The sequence below is a fragment of the Enterococcus sp. DIV0175 genome (genome assembly GCF_050529075.1).
Taxonomy (GTDB): Bacteria; Bacillota; Bacilli; order Lactobacillales; family Enterococcaceae; genus Enterococcus_B; species Enterococcus_B thailandicus.
In genome coordinates this window covers 1,871,691-1,890,902 of the sequence record NZ_CP172880.1, presented here as the reverse complement: position 1 = coordinate 1,890,902, position 19,212 = coordinate 1,871,691, and the positions used below count along the sequence as shown (strand labels likewise).

The 19,212-nt window shown below is 36.7% G+C and carries 17 protein-coding genes; 16 read left to right on the top strand and 1 reads right to left on the bottom strand.

The window, feature by feature from the left end:
• Positions 1 to 281: 281 nt before the first annotated feature.
• On the bottom strand, positions 282 to 725 hold the full coding sequence (locus IGJ76_RS08890; RefSeq protein ID WP_075491562.1) for a flavodoxin: 444 nt from the start codon (positions 723 to 725) through the stop codon (positions 282 to 284).
• A gap of 163 nt (positions 726 to 888) precedes the next feature.
• Here IGJ76_RS08890 and map point away from each other — a divergent pair, with 163 nt between their 5' ends.
• From map to IGJ76_RS08810, 16 genes are all read left to right on the top strand, one after another.
• Positions 889 to 1,653 carry a type I methionyl aminopeptidase gene (gene map / locus IGJ76_RS08885; protein WP_067480633.1) on the top strand — a complete coding sequence of 255 codons (765 nt, stop codon included), beginning with the start codon at positions 889 to 891 and terminating at the stop codon, positions 1,651 to 1,653.
• 23 nt (positions 1,654 to 1,676) lie between these two features.
• A complete protein-coding gene (locus IGJ76_RS08880; protein ID WP_067480635.1) occupies positions 1,677 to 2,600 on the top strand; it encodes a YihY/virulence factor BrkB family protein in 924 nt (307 codons plus the stop codon).
• Positions 2,601 to 2,689: 89 nt separating this feature from the next.
• Positions 2,690 to 3,820, top strand: coding sequence for a glycosyltransferase family 4 protein (locus IGJ76_RS08875; RefSeq protein ID WP_067480639.1), 1,131 nt, complete (start codon positions 2,690 to 2,692; stop codon positions 3,818 to 3,820).
• Complete coding sequence (locus IGJ76_RS08870) at positions 3,821 to 4,621, top strand: glycosyltransferase family 2 protein (protein ID WP_075491561.1); 801 nt, start codon at positions 3,821 to 3,823, stop codon at positions 4,619 to 4,621.
• Entirely contained in the window at positions 4,621 to 5,448 is an 828-nt protein-coding gene (locus IGJ76_RS08865; protein WP_075491560.1) for a glycosyltransferase, read from the top strand. Before IGJ76_RS08870 ends, IGJ76_RS08865 begins: the two co-directional genes overlap by 1 nt.
• Before the next feature lie 4 nt (positions 5,449 to 5,452).
• A complete protein-coding gene (locus IGJ76_RS08860) occupies positions 5,453 to 6,160 on the top strand; it encodes a glycosyltransferase family 2 protein (protein WP_071868222.1) in 708 nt (235 codons plus the stop codon).
• A 100-nt stretch (positions 6,161 to 6,260) separates the two neighbouring features.
• The gene (rfbA, locus tag IGJ76_RS08855) at positions 6,261 to 7,127 is read left to right on the top strand and encodes a glucose-1-phosphate thymidylyltransferase RfbA (protein ID WP_067480649.1); all 867 of its coding nucleotides are present in this window, start codon (positions 6,261 to 6,263) and stop codon (positions 7,125 to 7,127) included.
• A 13-nt stretch (positions 7,128 to 7,140) separates the two neighbouring features.
• Entirely contained in the window at positions 7,141 to 7,713 is a 573-nt protein-coding gene (rfbC, locus tag IGJ76_RS08850; protein ID WP_067480653.1) for a dTDP-4-dehydrorhamnose 3,5-epimerase, read from the top strand.
• 22 nt (positions 7,714 to 7,735) lie between these two features.
• Positions 7,736 to 8,764 (top strand): dTDP-glucose 4,6-dehydratase, encoded by a 1,029-nt coding sequence (rfbB, locus tag IGJ76_RS08845; RefSeq protein WP_349702536.1) that lies wholly within the window; start codon positions 7,736 to 7,738, stop codon positions 8,762 to 8,764.
• Between the two features lie 79 nt (positions 8,765 to 8,843).
• Positions 8,844 to 9,695, top strand: coding sequence for a dTDP-4-dehydrorhamnose reductase (gene rfbD / locus IGJ76_RS08840; RefSeq protein ID WP_067480659.1), 852 nt, complete (start codon positions 8,844 to 8,846; stop codon positions 9,693 to 9,695).
• A gap of 46 nt (positions 9,696 to 9,741) precedes the next feature.
• A complete protein-coding gene (locus tag IGJ76_RS08835; RefSeq protein WP_430596565.1) occupies positions 9,742 to 11,742 on the top strand; it encodes a DUF7657 domain-containing protein in 2,001 nt (666 codons plus the stop codon).
• Positions 11,743 to 11,794: 52 nt separating this feature from the next.
• Positions 11,795 to 13,057: an EpaQ family protein gene (locus tag IGJ76_RS08830; RefSeq protein ID WP_169819306.1), complete on the top strand. Its 1,263-nt coding sequence runs from the start codon at positions 11,795 to 11,797 to the stop codon at positions 13,055 to 13,057.
• Between the two features lie 248 nt (positions 13,058 to 13,305).
• Entirely contained in the window at positions 13,306 to 14,112 is an 807-nt protein-coding gene (locus tag IGJ76_RS08825) for an ABC transporter permease (RefSeq protein ID WP_071868225.1), read from the top strand.
• A gap of 11 nt (positions 14,113 to 14,123) precedes the next feature.
• On the top strand, positions 14,124 to 15,344 hold the full coding sequence (locus IGJ76_RS08820; RefSeq protein ID WP_067480667.1) for an ABC transporter ATP-binding protein: 1,221 nt from the start codon (positions 14,124 to 14,126) through the stop codon (positions 15,342 to 15,344).
• Positions 15,334 to 16,914 (top strand): class I SAM-dependent methyltransferase, encoded by a 1,581-nt coding sequence (locus IGJ76_RS08815; protein WP_071868226.1) that lies wholly within the window; start codon positions 15,334 to 15,336, stop codon positions 16,912 to 16,914. Before IGJ76_RS08820 ends, IGJ76_RS08815 begins: the two co-directional genes overlap by 11 nt.
• Before the next feature lie 35 nt (positions 16,915 to 16,949).
• On the top strand, positions 16,950 to 19,088 hold the full coding sequence (locus IGJ76_RS08810; RefSeq protein WP_086270795.1) for a glycosyltransferase family 2 protein: 2,139 nt from the start codon (positions 16,950 to 16,952) through the stop codon (positions 19,086 to 19,088).
• Positions 19,089 to 19,212: the final 124 nt, after the last annotated feature.

Here is a 19,212-nt window from a genome sequence, read left to right as displayed (position 1 = left end):
TTGTTTTTACATAAGCTAGTTGAATCATTTTTTGAAAAAGAGCTTGGACAAAAGAAGCCTAAACAGAAAAAAAGCCTAAAATTCGTTTTTTAAAACGCTGATTTTAGGCTTTTCTTAATTAAAAAATGTAGTAAGAATAGCTGAATTTTTGGTTTTGTCCCAGACTCTTTATTGTTTTTAGTGCGTAACGAGTAAGTAGAAAAAATCGGTAAAACTAAAAACCGCTAAAAATCAAACAGTGATTTTTAGCGGTTTTCTTACATATATTTGAGTAGTTGAAACTAGTTTGCTTTAGCGACAAGTGCTTTGGCAAAGGCTTCAAGATTTTCGATGTCTTCTTCTTCAGCGTTCAAGTCCACTTTGACATTTTCTGCCCCTTTTGTTGCCCCCGTTTTGGCAAAGACAGCATCAAAGTCATCTACAGATTTACAAAATTCATCATAAAATGTATCACCAGAACCACAAACGCCATAAATTTTTCCTTCAAGGTCAACTTCTTGCAAGTCTTCATAAAAATCAACAATCTCATCTGGTAGTTCACCATCACCATATGTATAGGTTGCGACAACACAAATGTCTGCGTCTTCAAATTCATCTGCATCTACTTGGGTACATTCATTGATTTCTACATCAATATCTAAATTTTCAAAAGCTTCTGCTACAATATCAGCAATTTCTTCAGTATTGCCGGTCATGCTTGCATAAACGATTTTTGCTAAAGTCATGATTTGCCTCCTAATTTATCAACGATTTTAACTTAATACGTAAGAATTATACCAAACCATGCGTAAAAAAGAAAATAGAACTCGATGAGATGATAACTGTGATTTGGCTAAACGTTGGTAACTATGGTAAAATGAGAACGATTTGTAAAAAGGAGACGAGAGAATGATTACATTAAAATCAGCACGTGAAATTGAAACAATGGCAGAGTCTGGCGCCTTATTAGCAGACGTGCATAAAAACTTACGCGATTTTATCAAGCCTGGTATTACAAGCTGGGATATTGAAGTTTTTGTCAGAAATTATATTGAAAGCCACGGCGGAATTGCTGCCCAAATCGGCTTTGAAGGTTACGAATATGCGACATGTATTAGTATTAACGATGAAATTTGTCATGGATTTCCTCGCAAAAAACCACTAGAAAGTGGTGATTTAGTTAAAGTTGATATGTGTATTGATTTAAAAGGTGGCATTTCTGATTCTTGTTGGGCGTATGTCGTTGGCGAATCAACACCTGAAATCGATCATTTAATGGAAGTAACAAAAAAAGCATTATATCTTGGGATTGAACAAGCGAAAGTCGGCAATCGCATTGGAGATATTGGTCATGCAATCCAAACCTATGTTGAATCTGAAAACTTATCTGTTGTCCGCGATTTCATCGGTCATGGCGTTGGTCCAACGATTCATGAAGAACCAGCTGTCCCTCATTATGGTGAAGCAGGTAAAGGACTTCGATTGAAAGAAGGCATGGTCATTACCATCGAACCAATGGTCAATACCGGAACTTGGAAGATGAAAATGGACCCAAATGGCTGGACTGCATATACGCGTGATGGTGGGTTATCTTGTCAGTATGAACATACTTTGGCGATTACGAAAGACGGTCCAAAAATTTTAACGTCACAAGGTGAAGAAGGCACATACTAATAACAAAAGTATAGGGGAATTAAATGGGGATTTGGCAGAAAATTAAAGAAAATAAGGATTTTATGCGATTTATCGAAACAACGCAAAAGCGAATGAATGATTCGGAAATTGGAACAACTTCTGTGGTTGTTGCTTATTACTTGTTGTTATCGTTGTTTCCGCTGATTATTGCATTTGGCAACGTATTGCCTTTTTTGAATATTGATCCAAATACAGTGTTAACTTATGTTCGAGAGGTTATGCCTGAAACGATTTACCAATTTATTGGCCCTGCAATCAAAGATCTACTGACGCAAAGCTCTGGCGGATTGCTTTCAATTTCTGCATTAGCTGCGCTTTGGTCAGCAAGTCAAAGTATCAACGCATTACAAATTGCAATGAATAAAGCCTATGGTGTGGACAATCGAAAGAACTTTTTGATTGTCCGCCTTGTTTCATTAGTGGTCATTGTCTTATTTATGGTTGCAATAGGTGGGGTGACAATCGTCTTAGGGCTAGGAAACTTGATTCTTGAAGCAATTCAACCGATTTTTCAGTTTCCGCTACATTTGATTGATCAGTTCCAAGCTTTGAAATGGCCTGTAACATTAGTTGCGCTATTTGTGATTTTATTTTTGATTTATTTGATTGTGCCTAATGCGCAATTGAAGTTAAAAACGATTTTGCCTGGAACAATCTTTGCCACGGTTGGCTGGATGTTGTTGTCGCAGGTCTTTGGGATCTATGCGAAGTATTTTGCTTCACGTGTCAGCGGTTATCAAATCATTGGAAGTTTCATCGTTTTGATGCTGTGGTTGAACTTTGCTGCCACGATTGTCATTCTTGGTGGAATCATTAATGCGGTTGTTCAAGAGTATGTATTGGGGAGTCAGGCGACACGTCGTAAAGGCCCGCTTAATCGTTGGGTTGAAAAAATAAAAAATAAAATTTCTAATAAAAAAACGTAAATTCTTACGTTCTTTTACTCGACTTATTGTAAACTATTAGTAGTGTTTTATAATAACGGGAAAACTCTCAAGTTAAAGTAGGTGTCCAGATGCTTGTTTCGTTTAGTATGGTCGTTAGGTTTTTTCTAACGATAGTATTATCGTTGATTTTAACACCAATATTTAAAATAATTTCTGTCCAAACAGGAATGGTCGATAAACCGAACGCGCGAAGAATCAATACAGTACCGATGCCAAGTGCCGGAGGGTTGCCAATTTTTATATCTTTTGTTATTTCAACGTTGATTTTGTTTCATGATATTATTCCAAGATTTTATATTGTACCAATTTTATTAGCAGCGTTGATTATTATCATTACAGGGGTATTAGATGATCGATTTGAGTTGACACCAAAACAAAAGAGTGTCGGGATCTTATTCGCTTCACTTGTTATCTACTTTTTAGCAGGTATTCATATCGACTCGTTTACTTTACCATTTTTTGGCCATTTTGAACTCGGATGGTTAAGCTTTCCAGTAACAATCTTTTGGATTTTCGGTATTACGAATGCCGTGAATTTGATTGATGGATTGGATGGGTTGGCTGCGGGAGTATCACTTATTGGGTTGACTACAATTGGAATCATTGGGTATTTCTTTTTGCATTCATCCACTGTGTATATTCCAATTGTTATTTTCTGTTTAGTAGCGAGTATCATCGGCTTCTTCCCGTATAATTTTTATCCTGCTAAGATTTATTTGGGGGATACAGGTGCATTATTTTTAGGGTTTATGTTGGCTGTTTTATCTTTACAAGGGTTAAAAAATGTAACGTTTGTTTCATCAATTTCTTTATTGATTGTTTTGGGTGTTCCAGTAACGGATACTTTTTTTGCAATCGTTCGTCGCAAGGCAAACCGAGTATCTTTTTCAACTGCGGATAAAAAGCATTTGCATCACCGCTTATTAAGCTTAGGCTTCACACACAAAGGAGCAGTTTTGGCGATTTATGCGATGGCATTAATGTTTTCTTTCACAGCAATGATCATGAATTATGCTGGTCAGGTCGGGACAATTGTTCTGGTACTAGTAATGTTATTTGCGATTATTTTGTTACTGGAGTTAATCGGGTTGATTGGTGAGAAACATCAATTTATTTTGAAAACTTTACGATTTTTGGGAAATAAAGAATATCGTACGCAAGTACTGCAGAAATATTTGAAGAAATGGGACCATCATTAGATGAATAAAAAATTAGAACAGCCGGTCCTAATCAGTATAGTGACCGCAAATAGTCAAAAGATTTTTCGTACATTAGATACCTTGATTGCAACCATTGGTGAAAACCCAGCAATTGAGATCATTATTTTTGATAATAACTCCTCGCCTGAATATCAGGCTAAATTGAAGGAGTATTTACACTATCCTTATCTACACATTAACTTTCATCAGGAAAACAGTGGTTTTGGTTACGGACATAATCAAAATCTGTTGAACAGCAAGTATCGCTATGCTGTTATTTTTAATCCGGATATTTTGGTAGACGAGCAAACAATTACCGAAGTTGTTGAGTTACTGGTTGACCACCCTGAATGTGCGATGCTAGCACCTAAGATTTTAAACGAGGATGGTTCTATTCAATATTTGATTCGTGAACGCCTAGATGTTTTTGATTATATGCTGCGTTTCATTCCCTTTAAATGGGTGAAAAAGTTGTTTGATAAACGATTGGCTAAGTTTGAGTGCAGGGATCTTCCGCTAAATCAAAATAGTTATGTTCGTATGATTTCTGGGAGTTTCATGGTCGTTGACACAGTGAAGTTTACTGAAGTTGCAGGATTTGATTCTCGCTATTTTATGTACTTTGAAGACAATGATTTGTGTTTGAAATTTGAACAAGCGGGTTACAAATTACTGTATACCCCAACGCACTCAGTCGTTCATTTATATGGAAAAGGTGCACATCGTAATTTTAAATTATTCCGAATTTTTATGTCTTCGATGGCAAAATTTTTCCATAAGTGGGGGTGGCGTTTTTTCTAATGAAACCAACTAATTTAGTTGTTGTCGTATTGTATCAGCAACCCATAGAAAAAACACCTTCTTTTGCTCTATTATCACAAGCTGTGGTGGATCAAAAAATCCAACTCGTTATTTTTGATAACAGTCCAACGGAGCAACACCATTCATTGTTTGAAAAAAAGTTCGTGAATTACTATCATGATGCGCAAAATCCGGGATTGGCAGCAGCATACAACTATGCACTGTCGCAAGCTCAACCCACGATTCAACGACTGATTACGTTGGATCAAGATACTGTCTTAAATGAAAGCTATTTGGAGCAAATCAGGCAGGTTGAATTTTCAGATGACTGTGTTGTTGCTGTACCGATGATTTTTGATCAAGGGCAACAAATTTCACCTGTTTATGCCGATCAGTATGTTAATCGTACCTATCGAGCAGTTTCTGAAGTAGGGCTGACGGAGCAACGAGTGATGGCAATCAATTCGGGAACAGTTTTTTCAATCTCATTTTTACAAACAATTGGCGGGTTTAATCCTGCTTTTTCTTTAGATTTTTTAGATCATTGGTTTTTTTGGAAAGTTCATCAACTTCACAAAAAAATTGAAATTTTACCAATTCGCTTGGAGCATGACTTATCTGTGCTCAATTATGAAAAAGTATCGACAACAAGATATGAATCGATTTTAGCTGCCGAAACAAAATTTTATCGCGAGTACGATCAAATTCATTGGAAAAAGCATCGTAAGCAGCTGCTGTTAAGAAGTATTAAACAATTTTTGACAGTGAAGAACCGAAAAATTTGGCGTTTAACCTTGCGAGTTTATGTTGAGATGGGGAAGGTGTAAGTTTTTGCGATCTGTTTGCATGGCCACATTTAATGGCGAAAAATATCTGAGAGAACAATTAAATAGCATTTTACGACAGCTTTCTACAACCGATGAGTTAGTTATCTCTGATGATGGTTCAGTTGACAGCACTTGGAATATTTTGCTGGAATACGCACAACAAGATTCACGTATTAAACTATTAAAAGGACCTCAACGTGGACTGATTCAAAATTTTGCTCATGCAATTGAACAAGCAAATGGAGAAATCATTTTTTTGGCTGACCAAGATGATGTTTGGTTAGACAATAAAGTGAAAAGGATAACGGCTGATTTTGCAGCCCATCCGAAAAGGCAAGTTGTTGTTTCGGACTTGGTGATTGTGGACGAGGATCTTAAAACCATTTATCCCTCTTATTTTACTTATCGGCATTCAAAAGAAGGATGGTTGAATAACTTTGTCCGTAGTCATTATATTGGAGCTGGTATGGCCTTTCGTTCGAGTCTGAAGCCTAAAATCTTACCAATTCCAGATGATGTACCTATGCACGATATGTGGATTGGTTTATTAGGTGGAAATCAGGTCGGATTTATTCGCGAACCGTTGACGTTGTATCGACGCCACGACTTGAACGCAAGTGAGATCCAAACGCATTCCAGTTTTCAACAAAAATTGGCGTGGCGATTTCATTTATTGGTGTCCTACCTAAAAAGAAAGTGGCAGCGACACTAAGTTTAATAAAAAAGTATTAAATGCCAAATAGCTCATGACAAATGTTTGGATTGATGAGATAATAACAAAGTGAAATTTGAAAAAAGGAGCGCTTAAAGCCATGAAGGGAATTATTCTTGCTGGGGGAAGCGGAACACGCTTGTACCCATTGACAAAGGCAACTTCAAAACAGTTGATGCCGATTTACGACAAACCAATGATTTATTATCCAATGTCAACATTGATGTTGGCTGGAATTAAAGAAATCTTGATTATTTCAACACCACAAGATACACCTCGTTTCGAAGAATTATTTGGGGACGGGCATGACTTGGGGATTCAAATTGAGTATGCAGTTCAAGAAAGTCCTGATGGTTTAGCACAAGCTTTTATCATTGGTGAAGAATTTATTGGCGATGACAGTGTCTGCTTAGTTTTAGGCGATAATATCTACTATGGTGGCGGTCTATCTAAAATGTTGCAGCGCGCTGCAGCAAAAGAAAGTGGCGCAACGGTGTTTGGGTATCATGTAAATGACCCTGAACGCTTTGGAGTTGTTGAATTTGATGAGAACATGAATGCTTTGTCAATCGAGGAAAAACCAACTCAACCAAAATCAAATTATGCTGTTACAGGTCTTTATTTCTACGATAACGATGTCATTTCAATTGCAAAAGACATTAAACCATCTGAACGTGGTGAATTAGAAATCACAGATGTCAATAAAGCATACCTAGAAAAAGGAACTTTATCTGTTGAATTGATGGGACGTGGGTTTGCTTGGTTAGATACTGGTACACACGAATCACTACTTGAAGCTTCAACATTTATTGAAACCATTGAAAAACGTCAAAATTTAAAAGTAGCTTGTTTAGAAGAAATTGCTTATCGCATGGGCTACATTACGAAAGAACAATTGTTTGCATTAGCGCAACCATTGAAAAAAAATCAATACGGTCAATATTTATTAGCTTTGGCCGCTGAATAGGGAGTCTGACAACATGAAAGTAACTGATACAAAATTAACAGATGTCAAGATTATCGAAATGGATGTTTTTGGTGATCACCGTGGCTTTTTTACTGAGAGCTATTCAAAAGCAAAATTTGAAGAACATGGGTTGACTTATGACTTTGTTCAAGATAATCACTCTTTATCTGCTGAAGCCGGCGTGCTACGTGGCTTACACTTTCAAAAAGGAGAATCTGCTCAAACAAAATTGATTCGTGTAGTCACTGGAGCAGTTTTAGATGTGGTCGTTGATATTCGTAAAGGCAGCCCAACTTATGGACAATGGGACGGCTTTATTTTATCCGAACATAACCACCGTCAACTACTTGTTCCTAAAGGATATGCGCATGGTTTCGTTACGCTGACACCAGATGTCAACTTCCTTTACAAATGCGATAACTATTATGACGCTGCTGCAGATGGCGGAATTGCTTTTGATGATCCTGAGTTAGCTATTGAGTGGCCAATTGACATCAGTAAAGCAATTATGTCAGAAAAGGATCATAACCATCCAACGTTAAAAGAATTTGAAGCAGAAAATCCATTCGTTTATGGCGAAATTTAAACTTTAAAGGAGAACCATTTTAATGAAAAATATCATTGTAACAGGTGGCGCTGGATTTATCGGTTCAAATTTTGTGCACTATGTCGTACAAAACCATCCGGAAGTTCATGTAACTGTTTTAGATAAATTAACTTATGCTGGAAATAAAGAAAATTTAGCGGGATTACCAAGTGATCGGGTAGAGCTTGTGGTGGGCGATATTGCTGATGCACCATTAGTTGATCGTCTAGTGAAAGACGCAGATGCAGTTGTTCATTATGCAGCTGAATCACATAACGATAATTCATTAAAAGATCCATTTCCATTTGTTCAAACCAATATTATTGGGACATATACTTTATTGGAAGCTTGTCGAAAATATGATGTGCGTTATCATCATGTTTCAACGGATGAAGTGTATGGCGATTTACCATTAAGAGAAGATTTACCAGGACATGGTGATGGTCCAGGCGAAAAATTTACAGCTGAAACACCATACAATCCTTCTAGTCCTTATTCTTCAACTAAAGCGGGATCAGATTTATTAGTGAAAGCTTGGGTACGTTCATTTGGGTTACGTGCAACAATTTCTAACTGCTCAAATAATTATGGACCTTATCAACACATTGAGAAATTTATCCCACGTCAAATCACTAACGTTTTAAGTGGTATTCGTCCTAAATTATATGGCGACGGCAAAAATGTGCGTGACTGGATTCACACAAACGATCATTCATCTGCTGTTTGGTTAATCTTGACAAAAGGTGAAATTGGCGAAACATATTTGATTGGTGCCGATGGCGAAGAAGACAATAAAACAGTGATGGAATTGATTTTAGAGTTGATGGGTCAATCAAAAGATGCGTACGATCACGTAAAAGACCGTGCGGGTCACGATTTACGTTACGCAATTGATTCAACTAAATTACGTGAAGAACTTGGCTGGAAGCCAGAGTTCACGAATTTCCGTGATGGTTTAGCGAATACGATCAAGTGGTATGAGGAAAATGAAGACTGGTGGAAAAAAGAAAAAGAAGCCGTAGAAGCAGCATATGCCAAAAATGGTCAATAACAATTATTGATGAGATAAAAGTGTGAGGCAGGCGCTAGCCTGTCTCTTTTTTCAAACAAATTTAAAGGAGCGAAAAACAATGTTTTTATTAACTGGAGGAAATGGCCAATTAGGTACAGAATTGCGCCATCTATTAGATGAAAAAAATCTACCATATGTTTCGACAGATGCGAAAGAATTAGACATTACTGATGAAAAAGGAACCATGGAATATATCGCCGAATTGAAACCGGATGTTATCTTTCATTGTGCAGCCTACACTGCAGTTGATAAAGCAGAGGATGAAGGCAAAGAATTAGACGAGAAAATCAATGTCGACGGTACAAGAAATGTTGCACTTGCTGCGAAAGCGGTCAATGCTAAATTGGTTTACATTAGTACAGACTATGTATTCGATGGAAAGAAAGAACAAGCAGAATATGAAGTGGATGATTCAACTAATCCGTTGAACGAATATGGTCGAACAAAACTTTTAGGTGAACAAGCTGTCGAAGAAATTTTAGAAGATTATTATATTATCCGTACTTCTTGGGTATTTGGTATCTATGGCCATAATTTTGTATTTACAATGCAACGTCTGGCGGAAACACACGATCGTTTGACAGTTGTAAACGATCAATTTGGACGCCCAACATGGACACGTACACTAGCCGAGTTCATGGTATACGTCATTGAACAAAAAGCACCATATGGCATTTACCACTTATCAAACGAAAACAGTTGCTCTTGGTATGAATTCGCGAAAGAAATCTTAAAAGATACTGACGTGGAAGTAGCACCTGTGACATCAGCGGAATTTCCACAAAAAGCAGTACGTCCACAATATTCTGTGATGAGTCTTAAGAAAGCTGAAAAATTAGGTTTTTCTATTCCAACTTGGCAAGAAGCTTTGGCACAAATGCTGATTGCCGCTGAAGAAGCAAAAGCGTAATTCGTTTCTGCTAGTTTAGGAAACAAAAGAGAAATTGGGGAATTTTATGGAAAAACAAACGAGAAGTGTACGGCATAGCACTGAAAAAACAAATCGTGCGCCTCAGACAATTTTTGACTCATTGCTTAGGCTCCGTTATTTGTTTGGCTTACTAGCAATTGTCATAGTCGTCACATTTAATTTAAATGGCAGCTCAATTGGCATGTGGGATAAATACGTTTCTCAGCGAGATGACGGGAAAGAAACAGATGTTTTGTTTGGGAAAGATCGTGAAGTTCGCTCAGATGAATGGCTGGTACAGACGCCATTTTATCTTTCGCAAGCAGAAAATGATTATCCAGTAATTAACGAAGATTACTCCTTAAATGGTCAAAATATGATTATTGCTTATAATTCACCGGTTGAAGACATTACGGTTATCGGCAAGCCGTTTAACTGGGGCTTTTTCTTCTTGGGACGTGATCGAGGGCTATCTTGGTACTGGGGAATGAAAATCGTCGGCATGCTCTTGTTGTCTTTTGAATTATTGATGATCATCACTAGAAAACGAAAGGGATTGTCATTGGTTGGTTCATTTGCATTGACCTTTGCGCCGGCTGTTCAATGGTGGTTCATGCAACATGTGGGAGATTTGATTTTCTTCACTGTCGGACTGATGGTGGCTTTCTATCATTATTTTTATCAACATGATCGCAAAGGGATACGAACCCTGATGATGTTGCTGGTAGTTATTTTTGGCTTAGGCTTCATTTTAGTCATTTACCCAGCACATCAAGTAATGTTAGGTTATTTGCTCGTCTTTTATTTTGTTGGCCTGTTGATTCATTTCAGGAAAAAAGTAGTTTGGGATCTATTGGATGCTGTCCTGATTGTCGGAGCGATAGCGATAATCGGAGGAATCATGGTTCATTTTTGGCTAGTTTCGAAGGATGCCCTGATGGCTTCACTAGAAACGTTGTATCCAGGAAAACGAATCAGTACAGGTGGAGAATTCACTTTTGGTAAGTTCTTTTACTTTTTGACTAACTGGAAGATTCCATTTACAGACATTACATTTTCAAATAATTCAGAAGTGGCCTTTTTCTATCATTTCTTCCCAACTGTGCTTTTGGCTAGCCCATTTGTATTATTTGGTAAGAAAAACAGTGAACAGAAATTATTAGGACGAATATTAATGGTTTTTTGTTTGTTTGCGATTTTTTGGATCACCGTTGGCTTACCAAAAGAATTAGCTGAAATTACGCTTCTTTCCTATGTACCAGCATCCCGTGCATTTACAACTTTTGGCTTTGCAGCTTGTCTGTTAACGATTTGGTTCATTGCCTATGTTTGGCGAGAAGATGTTATTCCAACCTGGTATAAAATTGTCTTATTAGTTGTTAATGCTGGAACGTTTGCTGTGGCAATCTTCACTTCTAGCATGATTAATTATTTTTCAGGGATTGAAATTACAGGGATCGTTGTACTAGGAACCTTGTTGCTAGGGTTTGCTTTGTTTCACCAAAGACATTTGTTTTATGTTTCATTCGCAGCATTAATTGTCGCTTCTGGTTTTTTTGTCAATCCGGTTGTTGAAGGAACGGGTGCTATTTTTGAAAAGACTTTAGCGAAAGAAATTCAAAAAATCAATAACGAACATCCAGATCAATTATGGTTATCTGAAGATGAATTGTATAATTTTACACCAACACTTGGAGTAAAATCATTCAATACGGTTCGTTTTTATCCAGATATGAAAGCATGGGAAATCATTGATCCAGATGGAACCTATGAGAAATATTATAATCGTTATGCCCACACTCGTGCATTTATCGCGAAGGAAGACACAACGTTTATCCTTGATCGACCTGATATGTTCTCTGTGACATTGAATTTTGATGATGCCGAAAAATTTGGTATACGTTATGTCGTAAGTAAGCGACCTTTAGCAGACTACAATCAATTAAATGAGGCGCAGTTTACTCAATTATATGGCCCAGACAATGATGGCTATCGAATATTTGAAGTAGATTATCCGGCCAATGGACAAATCATTAGCCAGCAATAACAAAGTTATTCAGTTAAATAAAAGAGAGAAGCTAGTACAGGAGAGTGGGGAAATGCAGAAAATCCTACGAAAAATGATTAATGAAATGAGTGTTGCTTGGCTGCTTCTATTAGTAGGTTCATTGTATTTTATATGGACCGTTGGGCTAAGCAACAACACTGCACTATTTTTATATGAAAATAGTTCGCAATTAATTTTGGGCGGCATAGCCGTTTTGTTTTTATTGAATGTTTACAAAGCAAGAGGTATTGATTTTATTTTTATTGGGATTGGTTTCCTGTTCTTTTTCTTCTTTTCGTATTTCAGAGAAGTGAGAAGCGCTTCATTTTACACAGATATGATGATTCCGTTGATTATTGCTTTTGTATTGTCGATAAAATGGATTGAGTTTGGAAAAATAGATCGAGCTGTTTTCTTGCTGTTGTTTTCAGTTGTTCTGACAGTGACTGTCTATCGTGTTTTTACGGAAATTCCGATTCGTGAAGGACAAAGTATCTGGTCTCCAGGGAACAAGCTTTCTGATATTTGGATCAATACCAACACGATAGGCGCATCAGTGATGACACTGGCTTTCTTAATTAGTGGTTTTGCTAGCTCATTTGAAAAGTGGTACATTCGTCTGCTAAGTGTTCCAGCTGTCGTTGCAGCTTTTGCCACAATTTGGGTTTGTCAGTCAAGAGGTGCATTAGTTGCATTGATCGTTTTTATTCTTTTGGACTTGATTCCTAAGTCATTTATGCGAGTGACTCGCGCACCATTTATCATTTATACGGTGACCGCAGTTGCCGCTTTACCACTTTCATATTTTGCGGCAGCTTCAAAAGAAGTAAATCTTTTTACTGGAAGAGAAGAAATTTGGGCAGATTTTTATCAGACTTTGGCTGCTAAAACGCAACAAGTGTTGGTAGGAATGAAACCTTATTTTTACACGAAACGAGCAAATCAAGTTTTGGGTAATCATAATAGTTATAATTCTTTCTTGAATCTTTATGGAGTGATTGGATTAGCCATCGTGGTTACTTTATTACTGATTTTTATTGGTCGAAGAACACTAAAAGGTGATTTATCGAACGGCCAATTAACTTTTATCTGGGCTTTCTTTGGCATAATGACACAATCTTTTATGGAAGATACTTTGACTTCTTTCGCTTGGCTTCCGATTATTTATCTATTACTAGGAATGAGTGTTCACCGCTTTGACCAGCCAACAGAAATGCAAAAAGTACCTGATGAATTAGAAACAACAGATGAGTCGTTCGAAAATCCAGAAGAGAATCACAATGAATTTTCACGGATGAAGAAGTATCATCATTAAGAAGTAATCGGAGAGAGGCTGAAACAGTTTTGTTTCACTCTCTTTTTTTATAAAAATAAGTATGCATCAGAAATGAAGTAATACCTTGCTTGATTGCAATTAGAAACTATCTTTTGTAGAATAGTAACGGTCGAGTATTTGTTACTTAATAGAAAAATTAAGAAATAAATAATATCGCAGTCAGCTAGTAAAAATATGGTAAAATGGCAGTTGATTGTAATTAACAGAAATCGCTTGGAGGAACACAAATGTTTAAAGATCTGTTTTTATTTATGAAAGATATTTATCAGAACAGAAAATTATTGATTCAGTTTTCATTAAATGACTTTAAATCACGTTATGCTGGTTCTTTTTTAGGAATCATGTGGGCATTCATCAACCCGATATTCACTGTGTTGATCTACTGGTTAGTCTTTGGCTTCGGCTTGAAAGCTGCAATGACTGATGGTAAATATCCATTCATTGTTTATCTGATTACGGGGATGGTTCCCTGGTTCTTCTTCTCAGATGCATTTACCTCAACGACGTTAGTCTTTCGAGAGTACACGTATTTAGTCAAGAAGGTCGTTTTCAACATTCGTATCTTGCCAAGTACGAAAATTTTATCTAATTTATACACACACCTCTTTTTTATCGTGATTGGCTTAGTTGTGACAATTGGACATGGAATATTCCCAACCATTATGACACTACAACTGATTTATTATCTATTTTGTATGTGTGCATTTCTAACAGGGATTACTTGGTTGACAGCATCTATCCAACCGTTTTTACCAGATATCGTACAATTCATTACGATTTTGTTGCAATTGATTATGTGGACATTACCAATTCTTTGGAGTCCAAGTCAGTTTAACCCGACAATTGTTCAAATTTTGAAATTAAATCCACTTTATTACATCGTTCAAGGGTATCGTGAATCTTTCTTGAGCCAAGCGTGGTTCTTTGAACATGGCATGTATACTTTATACTTTTGGATAGTTACATTAGCATTCTTTGTGGTTGGTTCAGCTGTGTTCCGTAGACTGAAACCACATTTTTCAGATGTACTGTAAGGAGAATAGAAATGACAGAATATGCGATTAAATTAGAAAACATCACCAAATCATATAATATGTACGCAAAACCGAGTGATCGTTTTCGTGAGGCACTGAATCCTTTCAAAAAATCTTATCACGATGTCTTTTATGCATTGAAAAACGTTAATATTGAAATAAAAAAAGGCGAAATGATTGGTTTTGTTGGCGAAAATGGTTCAGGAAAATCGACGATGCTCAAAATCATTACCGGTGTGTTGACACCTTCTGCTGGTACAATGGAAATCGATGGAAAAATTTCTGCATTGCTTGAGTTAGGTTCTGGATTCAATCCAGAATATTCTGGCTATGAAAATATCTTTTTAAATGGTATGGTCTTAGGATTTTCACGAGATGAAATTGAAGGTATGGTCGATGACATCATTGATTTTGCCGATATTGGGGATCATATTTATCAACCAGTAAAAACTTATTCAAGCGGGATGTTTGTCCGTTTGGCATTTGCGGTAGCAATCAATGTGAATCCAGATATTTTGATTGTTGATGAAGCATTAGCAGTCGGTGATTTAGAGTTTCAATTGAAATGTATGGAAAAATTTACTGAAATCAAGAATTCTGGAAAAACGATTTTATTCGTATCGCATGATATTAGCTCAATTCGTCGTTTTTGCGACCGTAGTTATTGGTTGAAAAACGGTGAAGTCGTAGAATACGGGGACACGATGGACGTTACGACCAATTATGAAAACTTCTTGAAGAAAAAATCAGTGAAGACAGTTGACCGCAATAAGAATCAAGTTGAACGTCATGCCGCACCAGATATCGTTGATGTGCTAAGTGCCGAATTGCTTGATAAAGAGAAGAAACCGGTCGATATGATTGAACAAGGGGAGACACTCTTTGTGAAAGTTACCTATAATGTCAAAGACGAGTCAATCAAAAAGCCAGTCTTGGGGATTGCTTTACGAACGGTTGATAATTTTTATGTTTGTGGCTTGAACACATTATTGGATGACATAACGATTCCTTGGAAAAAAGGTGAAAATGTTTTTTATCTTGAATATGAAAAACTAGGCTTACTAGCTGGTGAGTATTATTTTGATGTGGCAGTTTTTGAAGAAAATGCTACAGTTCCGTTAGTTTATAAGACAAAATATATGAACTTATTTGTTAGTGGCTCATACATTGGTGAAGGTATTGTCATCTTGGATCACAAATGGGAAGAAGGTAGTCAAAAAGATGAAATATGATTTTGAAATGGATTTAGATGAGCAAAGTAGTGTTGGAAAAATCGCCGCTCAAATCAAACCAGGAAGCAAAGTGTTAGAATTTGGTCCGGGAAATGGCCGATTAACAAAACATTTGATTGGTGCGAAGCAATGTGAGGTTAGCATTGTCGAATTAGATAAAGAGCTATTTGATTTTGTGAGTGAATTTGCACAGGATGGCTTTTATGGGGACATTGAAAGTTTTGAATGGGCCACTTATTTTGAAGGTCAAACATTTGATTATGTTTTGTTTGCAGATGTCTTGGAGCATTTGGTTGATCCAGGCGCAACTTTGAAAAAAGTCAGTGAATTTTTGAGTGAAAATGGAGAAATTTTGATTACGTTCCCTAACTTAGCTCATAACTCTGTAATGATTGATTTATTTAATAATCAACTTCCATGGACTTCTTATGGCTTGTTAGATGAAACACACAATTCATTTTATACGCATGAGGGTTTTCAAAGAGTGTTTGAAAAAGCTGGCTTGATGATTAACATCGAAGACTATTTATACTTAGCAGTAGAAGACACCGAGCTTTCTTCTCGTTACGAAGATTTGCCAGAAGCGGTTCGATATGACTTCAAAATGCGTCCATTTGGAGAAGTTTATCAATACTTCTTCTCGTTAAAAAAACAGGCAGTACCCGAAATTGCACAGCCACAAAATTCAAATTACGTCAAAGTCTTTGATTTGGTTCAACAAACGGCTGAGGGAGAAACTAGTCAACAGATTCCTATTAACAATTACACTGGTGAAAACCAACGTTTGACATTTCCAATTGCTGAAAATATTGAAAACGTGTTATTCCGTTTTGAAAAACAGCCAAGTTTTATTGAATTTACTGCTGAAATTGCGGGAGAAAAAATTGATTTCATTCGTTCAAATGCTGCGCTAAAAACAAACAGGGATTGCTATCTATTTGATGGAAAAAGCGTACCAGAATTAGCAGTAAAAAATGTCGCTGGACATGAATTAACGGTGAATATCCATTATCGTTTTATTGGAGAGCTTACTCAAACTTTCTCAGAAGTCTTGGAAACTGTTCAACCAATGATGGCTGTTCATCAAGAATTGACAGGGAAAATAGCAGATTTAGAAAAAGATAATTATCAAATTAGAGAAGAAAATGCTAAGCTTGATCATTACTTGCAAACAACAACTACGCGTTATTGCTCACTTTTAGATAACGATGAATGGGCAATTAAATCAAAAAAAACTCGTCGAACAAAAGAAACTCCTAAAAAAGTTCAAGCAAAAGAGTTAGCTTTATGTATTGATGAAAAGCATTGGGATGAAGAAACCAAAGTTTTAACAATTATTGGTTGGGGCATCTCACAAGCAGATCGAAACGCATTGTCTTATCATTTATCAGTAGATCAATCACCGTTTTTCGATGCTAAACCGATTTATCGCAAAGAAGTGAATGAGGCTGAAAATCTTGCAGAAAATGTTTCTGCCGGTTTTGAATTGCAGATTCTTTGTGAACATGAACGTACATTTTTAATTGAAGTAACAGCAGAAAATGGTCAAACTTGGATTATTGAAATGTAATTCATTGGCCTACTTGATAAAGGAGTAACTGGACAGTGACAAAGAAAGAAATTGCTGTATTTATTGATACAATCACTCGGGAACGAGCTACTGGAGACTTACTTATTGTGGGTTGGGCAATTGATGAAGTAACTAAAGAAATCCCTTCAGTCACAGTAGAAAAAAGCCAAGTTTTGATTGAAACAACGCCTGTCGTTCGTTTGGACATCAATCATTTATACGAACTAGATGTCAAAACGCAAAGCGGATTTAAAATTCGACTTTCAGGAAAATTAAAAGGAAAAGCTATCTTAGATTTTCAGACAACTACTCACCAAAATGGAATTGCCGTGAAGCTAAATGGACGTTATCCTTTCGATGATGGATTTGAGACCTCTTGGCAAAAACAAATACGTTTGCTGAAAAAAGGTGTCAATTACGCAAGAACACATGGCTTAAAAAAAGCTGTTCGTCGCGTCAAGCTAGAATTGAAACCTGGTTCAGTTGACTATGCAGAGTGGATTACTCGTCACGAAAAAGTTGATTTAGAAGCACAGCGTAAAGCTGCTGCTACCTTAGAATATCGTCCATTGATTTCAATTGCTATGCCTGTTTACAATGTTGAAATTAAGTGGTTAGAAAAATGCATTGATTCTGTTCTAGGACAAACGTATGATCACTGGGAACTATGCATTAGTGATGATGCTTCAACAGATCCGGCTATTCGCAAATGTCTGGAAACTTACCAAGCAAAAGACGAGCGAATCAAAGTCGTCTTTCGACAAGAAAATGGACATATTAGCTTAGCAACTAATTCAGCTTTAGAATTAGCTTCGGGTGAATTTTTAGCTTTGTTGGACAATGATGACGAGTTGCCAGCTTCAGCGCTATATGAAGTAGCCAAGGTATTGAACGAACGACCTGAGCTGGATCTAATCTATAGCGACGAAGATAAAATCGATTCTGATGGGAATCGTTTTGACCCCCATTTTAAAGCTGATTGGTCACCAGACACACTAATGGGAAACAATTACATTTCTCATCTAGGTGTTTATCGCACAAGCATCGTGAAAGAATTAGGTGGATTTCGTAAGGGATATGAGGGCTCACAAGATTATGATCTTGTTTTACGTGTGACAGAAAAAATTCCAGCAAATCATATTTATCATATTGATAAAGTTCTGTATCACTGGCGAACGATTCCAGGTTCTACAGCAAGTAGTGGCGAAGCGAAAAGTTATATTTATGATTCTGGTGTAAAAGCTTTGACTGATGCACTGAATCGTCGTGGAATCAAAGGGAAAGTACGTCCGGGAAGAATCTCGGGTTTTTATGAAGTGATGTATGACGTGATTAAAGAAGACTTAGTGAGTGTCATTATTCCAACTAAAAATGGGTATGAAGATTTAAAAGTCTGTGTTGATTCAATTATTGAGAAAACAACATATCCCAACTATGAAATTATTATTGCAGATAATGGAAGTACGGATCCAAAAATGCAAGAATTGTTTGCAAACTACAAAGAACGTTTAAACGATCGTTTCATTGTCGAGTTGATTGATATTCCGTTTAACTACTCACGGATCAATAATCTAGCAGCTGAAAAAGCAAGTGGAAAGTATTTCTTATTTTTGAACAATGATACTGAAGTTATTGCACCAGACTGGATGACGACAATGGTTTCTTATGCACAATTTGATCGAATTGGCTGTGTAGGTGCAAAATTGTATTATCCAGATGAAACAACCCAACATGCTGGTGTCCTTGTTGGAATTGGTGGCGTAGCAGGACATGCGCTAAATAATTATGATAAAACACACTGCGGTTATTTTGGTCGTTTGGTGATTGATGTTGATTATTTAGCAGTGACTGCAGCTTGTATGATGGTTAAAGCAAGTGACTTTCATGCTGTTTCCGGATTTGACGAGACATTAGAAGTTGCATTTAATGATGTTGATCTATGTTTGAAAGTCTATGAACTGGGACGTAACAATGTTTACGCACATCAAGTGGAACTTTATCATTTTGAATCAAAATCAAGAGGATATGAAGATACTCCAGAAAAACAAAAACGCTTTGCTGGTGAAATCAAAAAAATGCAAGACAAGTGGCCAAGCTACATTGCACATGATCCATTTTACAATGATAATTTGACTAAAGAAGGTATTGGCGATTTTTCTCTAAGACCAGACTAATCAAAAGCGATAAACGTATCGAACTTGGATACGTTCATCGCTTTTTGTTATTTATCACACCTGTAAGAATGAAGACACCGAGTGTGGATTTTAGAAACAAAAATGAAAAGATAAAATAGTCTAT

Excerpts from the sequence above, each read along its gene's own strand:
- IGJ76_RS08830 (WP_169819306.1), top strand. The coding sequence starts at position 11,795 with ATGCAGAAAATCCTACGAAAAATGATTAATGAAATGAGTGTTGCTTGG.
- map (WP_067480633.1), top strand. The coding sequence starts at position 889 with ATGATTACATTAAAATCAGCACGTGAAATTGAAACAATGGCAGAGTCT.
- rfbD (WP_067480659.1), top strand. The coding sequence starts at position 8,844 with ATGTTTTTATTAACTGGAGGAAATGGCCAATTAGGTACAGAATTGCGC.
- rfbA (WP_067480649.1), top strand. The coding sequence starts at position 6,261 with ATGAAGGGAATTATTCTTGCTGGGGGAAGCGGAACACGCTTGTACCCA.
- IGJ76_RS08825 (WP_071868225.1), top strand. The coding sequence starts at position 13,306 with ATGTTTAAAGATCTGTTTTTATTTATGAAAGATATTTATCAGAACAGA.
- IGJ76_RS08870 (WP_075491561.1), top strand. The coding sequence starts at position 3,821 with ATGAATAAAAAATTAGAACAGCCGGTCCTAATCAGTATAGTGACCGCA.
- IGJ76_RS08835 (WP_430596565.1), top strand. The coding sequence starts at position 9,742 with ATGGAAAAACAAACGAGAAGTGTACGGCATAGCACTGAAAAAACAAAT.
- IGJ76_RS08865 (WP_075491560.1), top strand. The coding sequence starts at position 4,621 with ATGAAACCAACTAATTTAGTTGTTGTCGTATTGTATCAGCAACCCATA.
- IGJ76_RS08815 (WP_071868226.1), top strand. The coding sequence starts at position 15,334 with ATGAAATATGATTTTGAAATGGATTTAGATGAGCAAAGTAGTGTTGGA.
- IGJ76_RS08880 (WP_067480635.1), top strand. The coding sequence starts at position 1,677 with ATGGGGATTTGGCAGAAAATTAAAGAAAATAAGGATTTTATGCGATTT.
- rfbB (WP_349702536.1), top strand. The coding sequence starts at position 7,736 with ATGAAAAATATCATTGTAACAGGTGGCGCTGGATTTATCGGTTCAAAT.
- IGJ76_RS08875 (WP_067480639.1), top strand. The coding sequence starts at position 2,690 with ATGCTTGTTTCGTTTAGTATGGTCGTTAGGTTTTTTCTAACGATAGTA.
- IGJ76_RS08890 (WP_075491562.1), bottom strand. The coding sequence starts at position 725 with ATGACTTTAGCAAAAATCGTTTATGCAAGCATGACCGGCAATACTGAA.
- IGJ76_RS08820 (WP_067480667.1), top strand. The coding sequence starts at position 14,124 with ATGACAGAATATGCGATTAAATTAGAAAACATCACCAAATCATATAAT.
- rfbC (WP_067480653.1), top strand. The coding sequence starts at position 7,141 with ATGAAAGTAACTGATACAAAATTAACAGATGTCAAGATTATCGAAATG.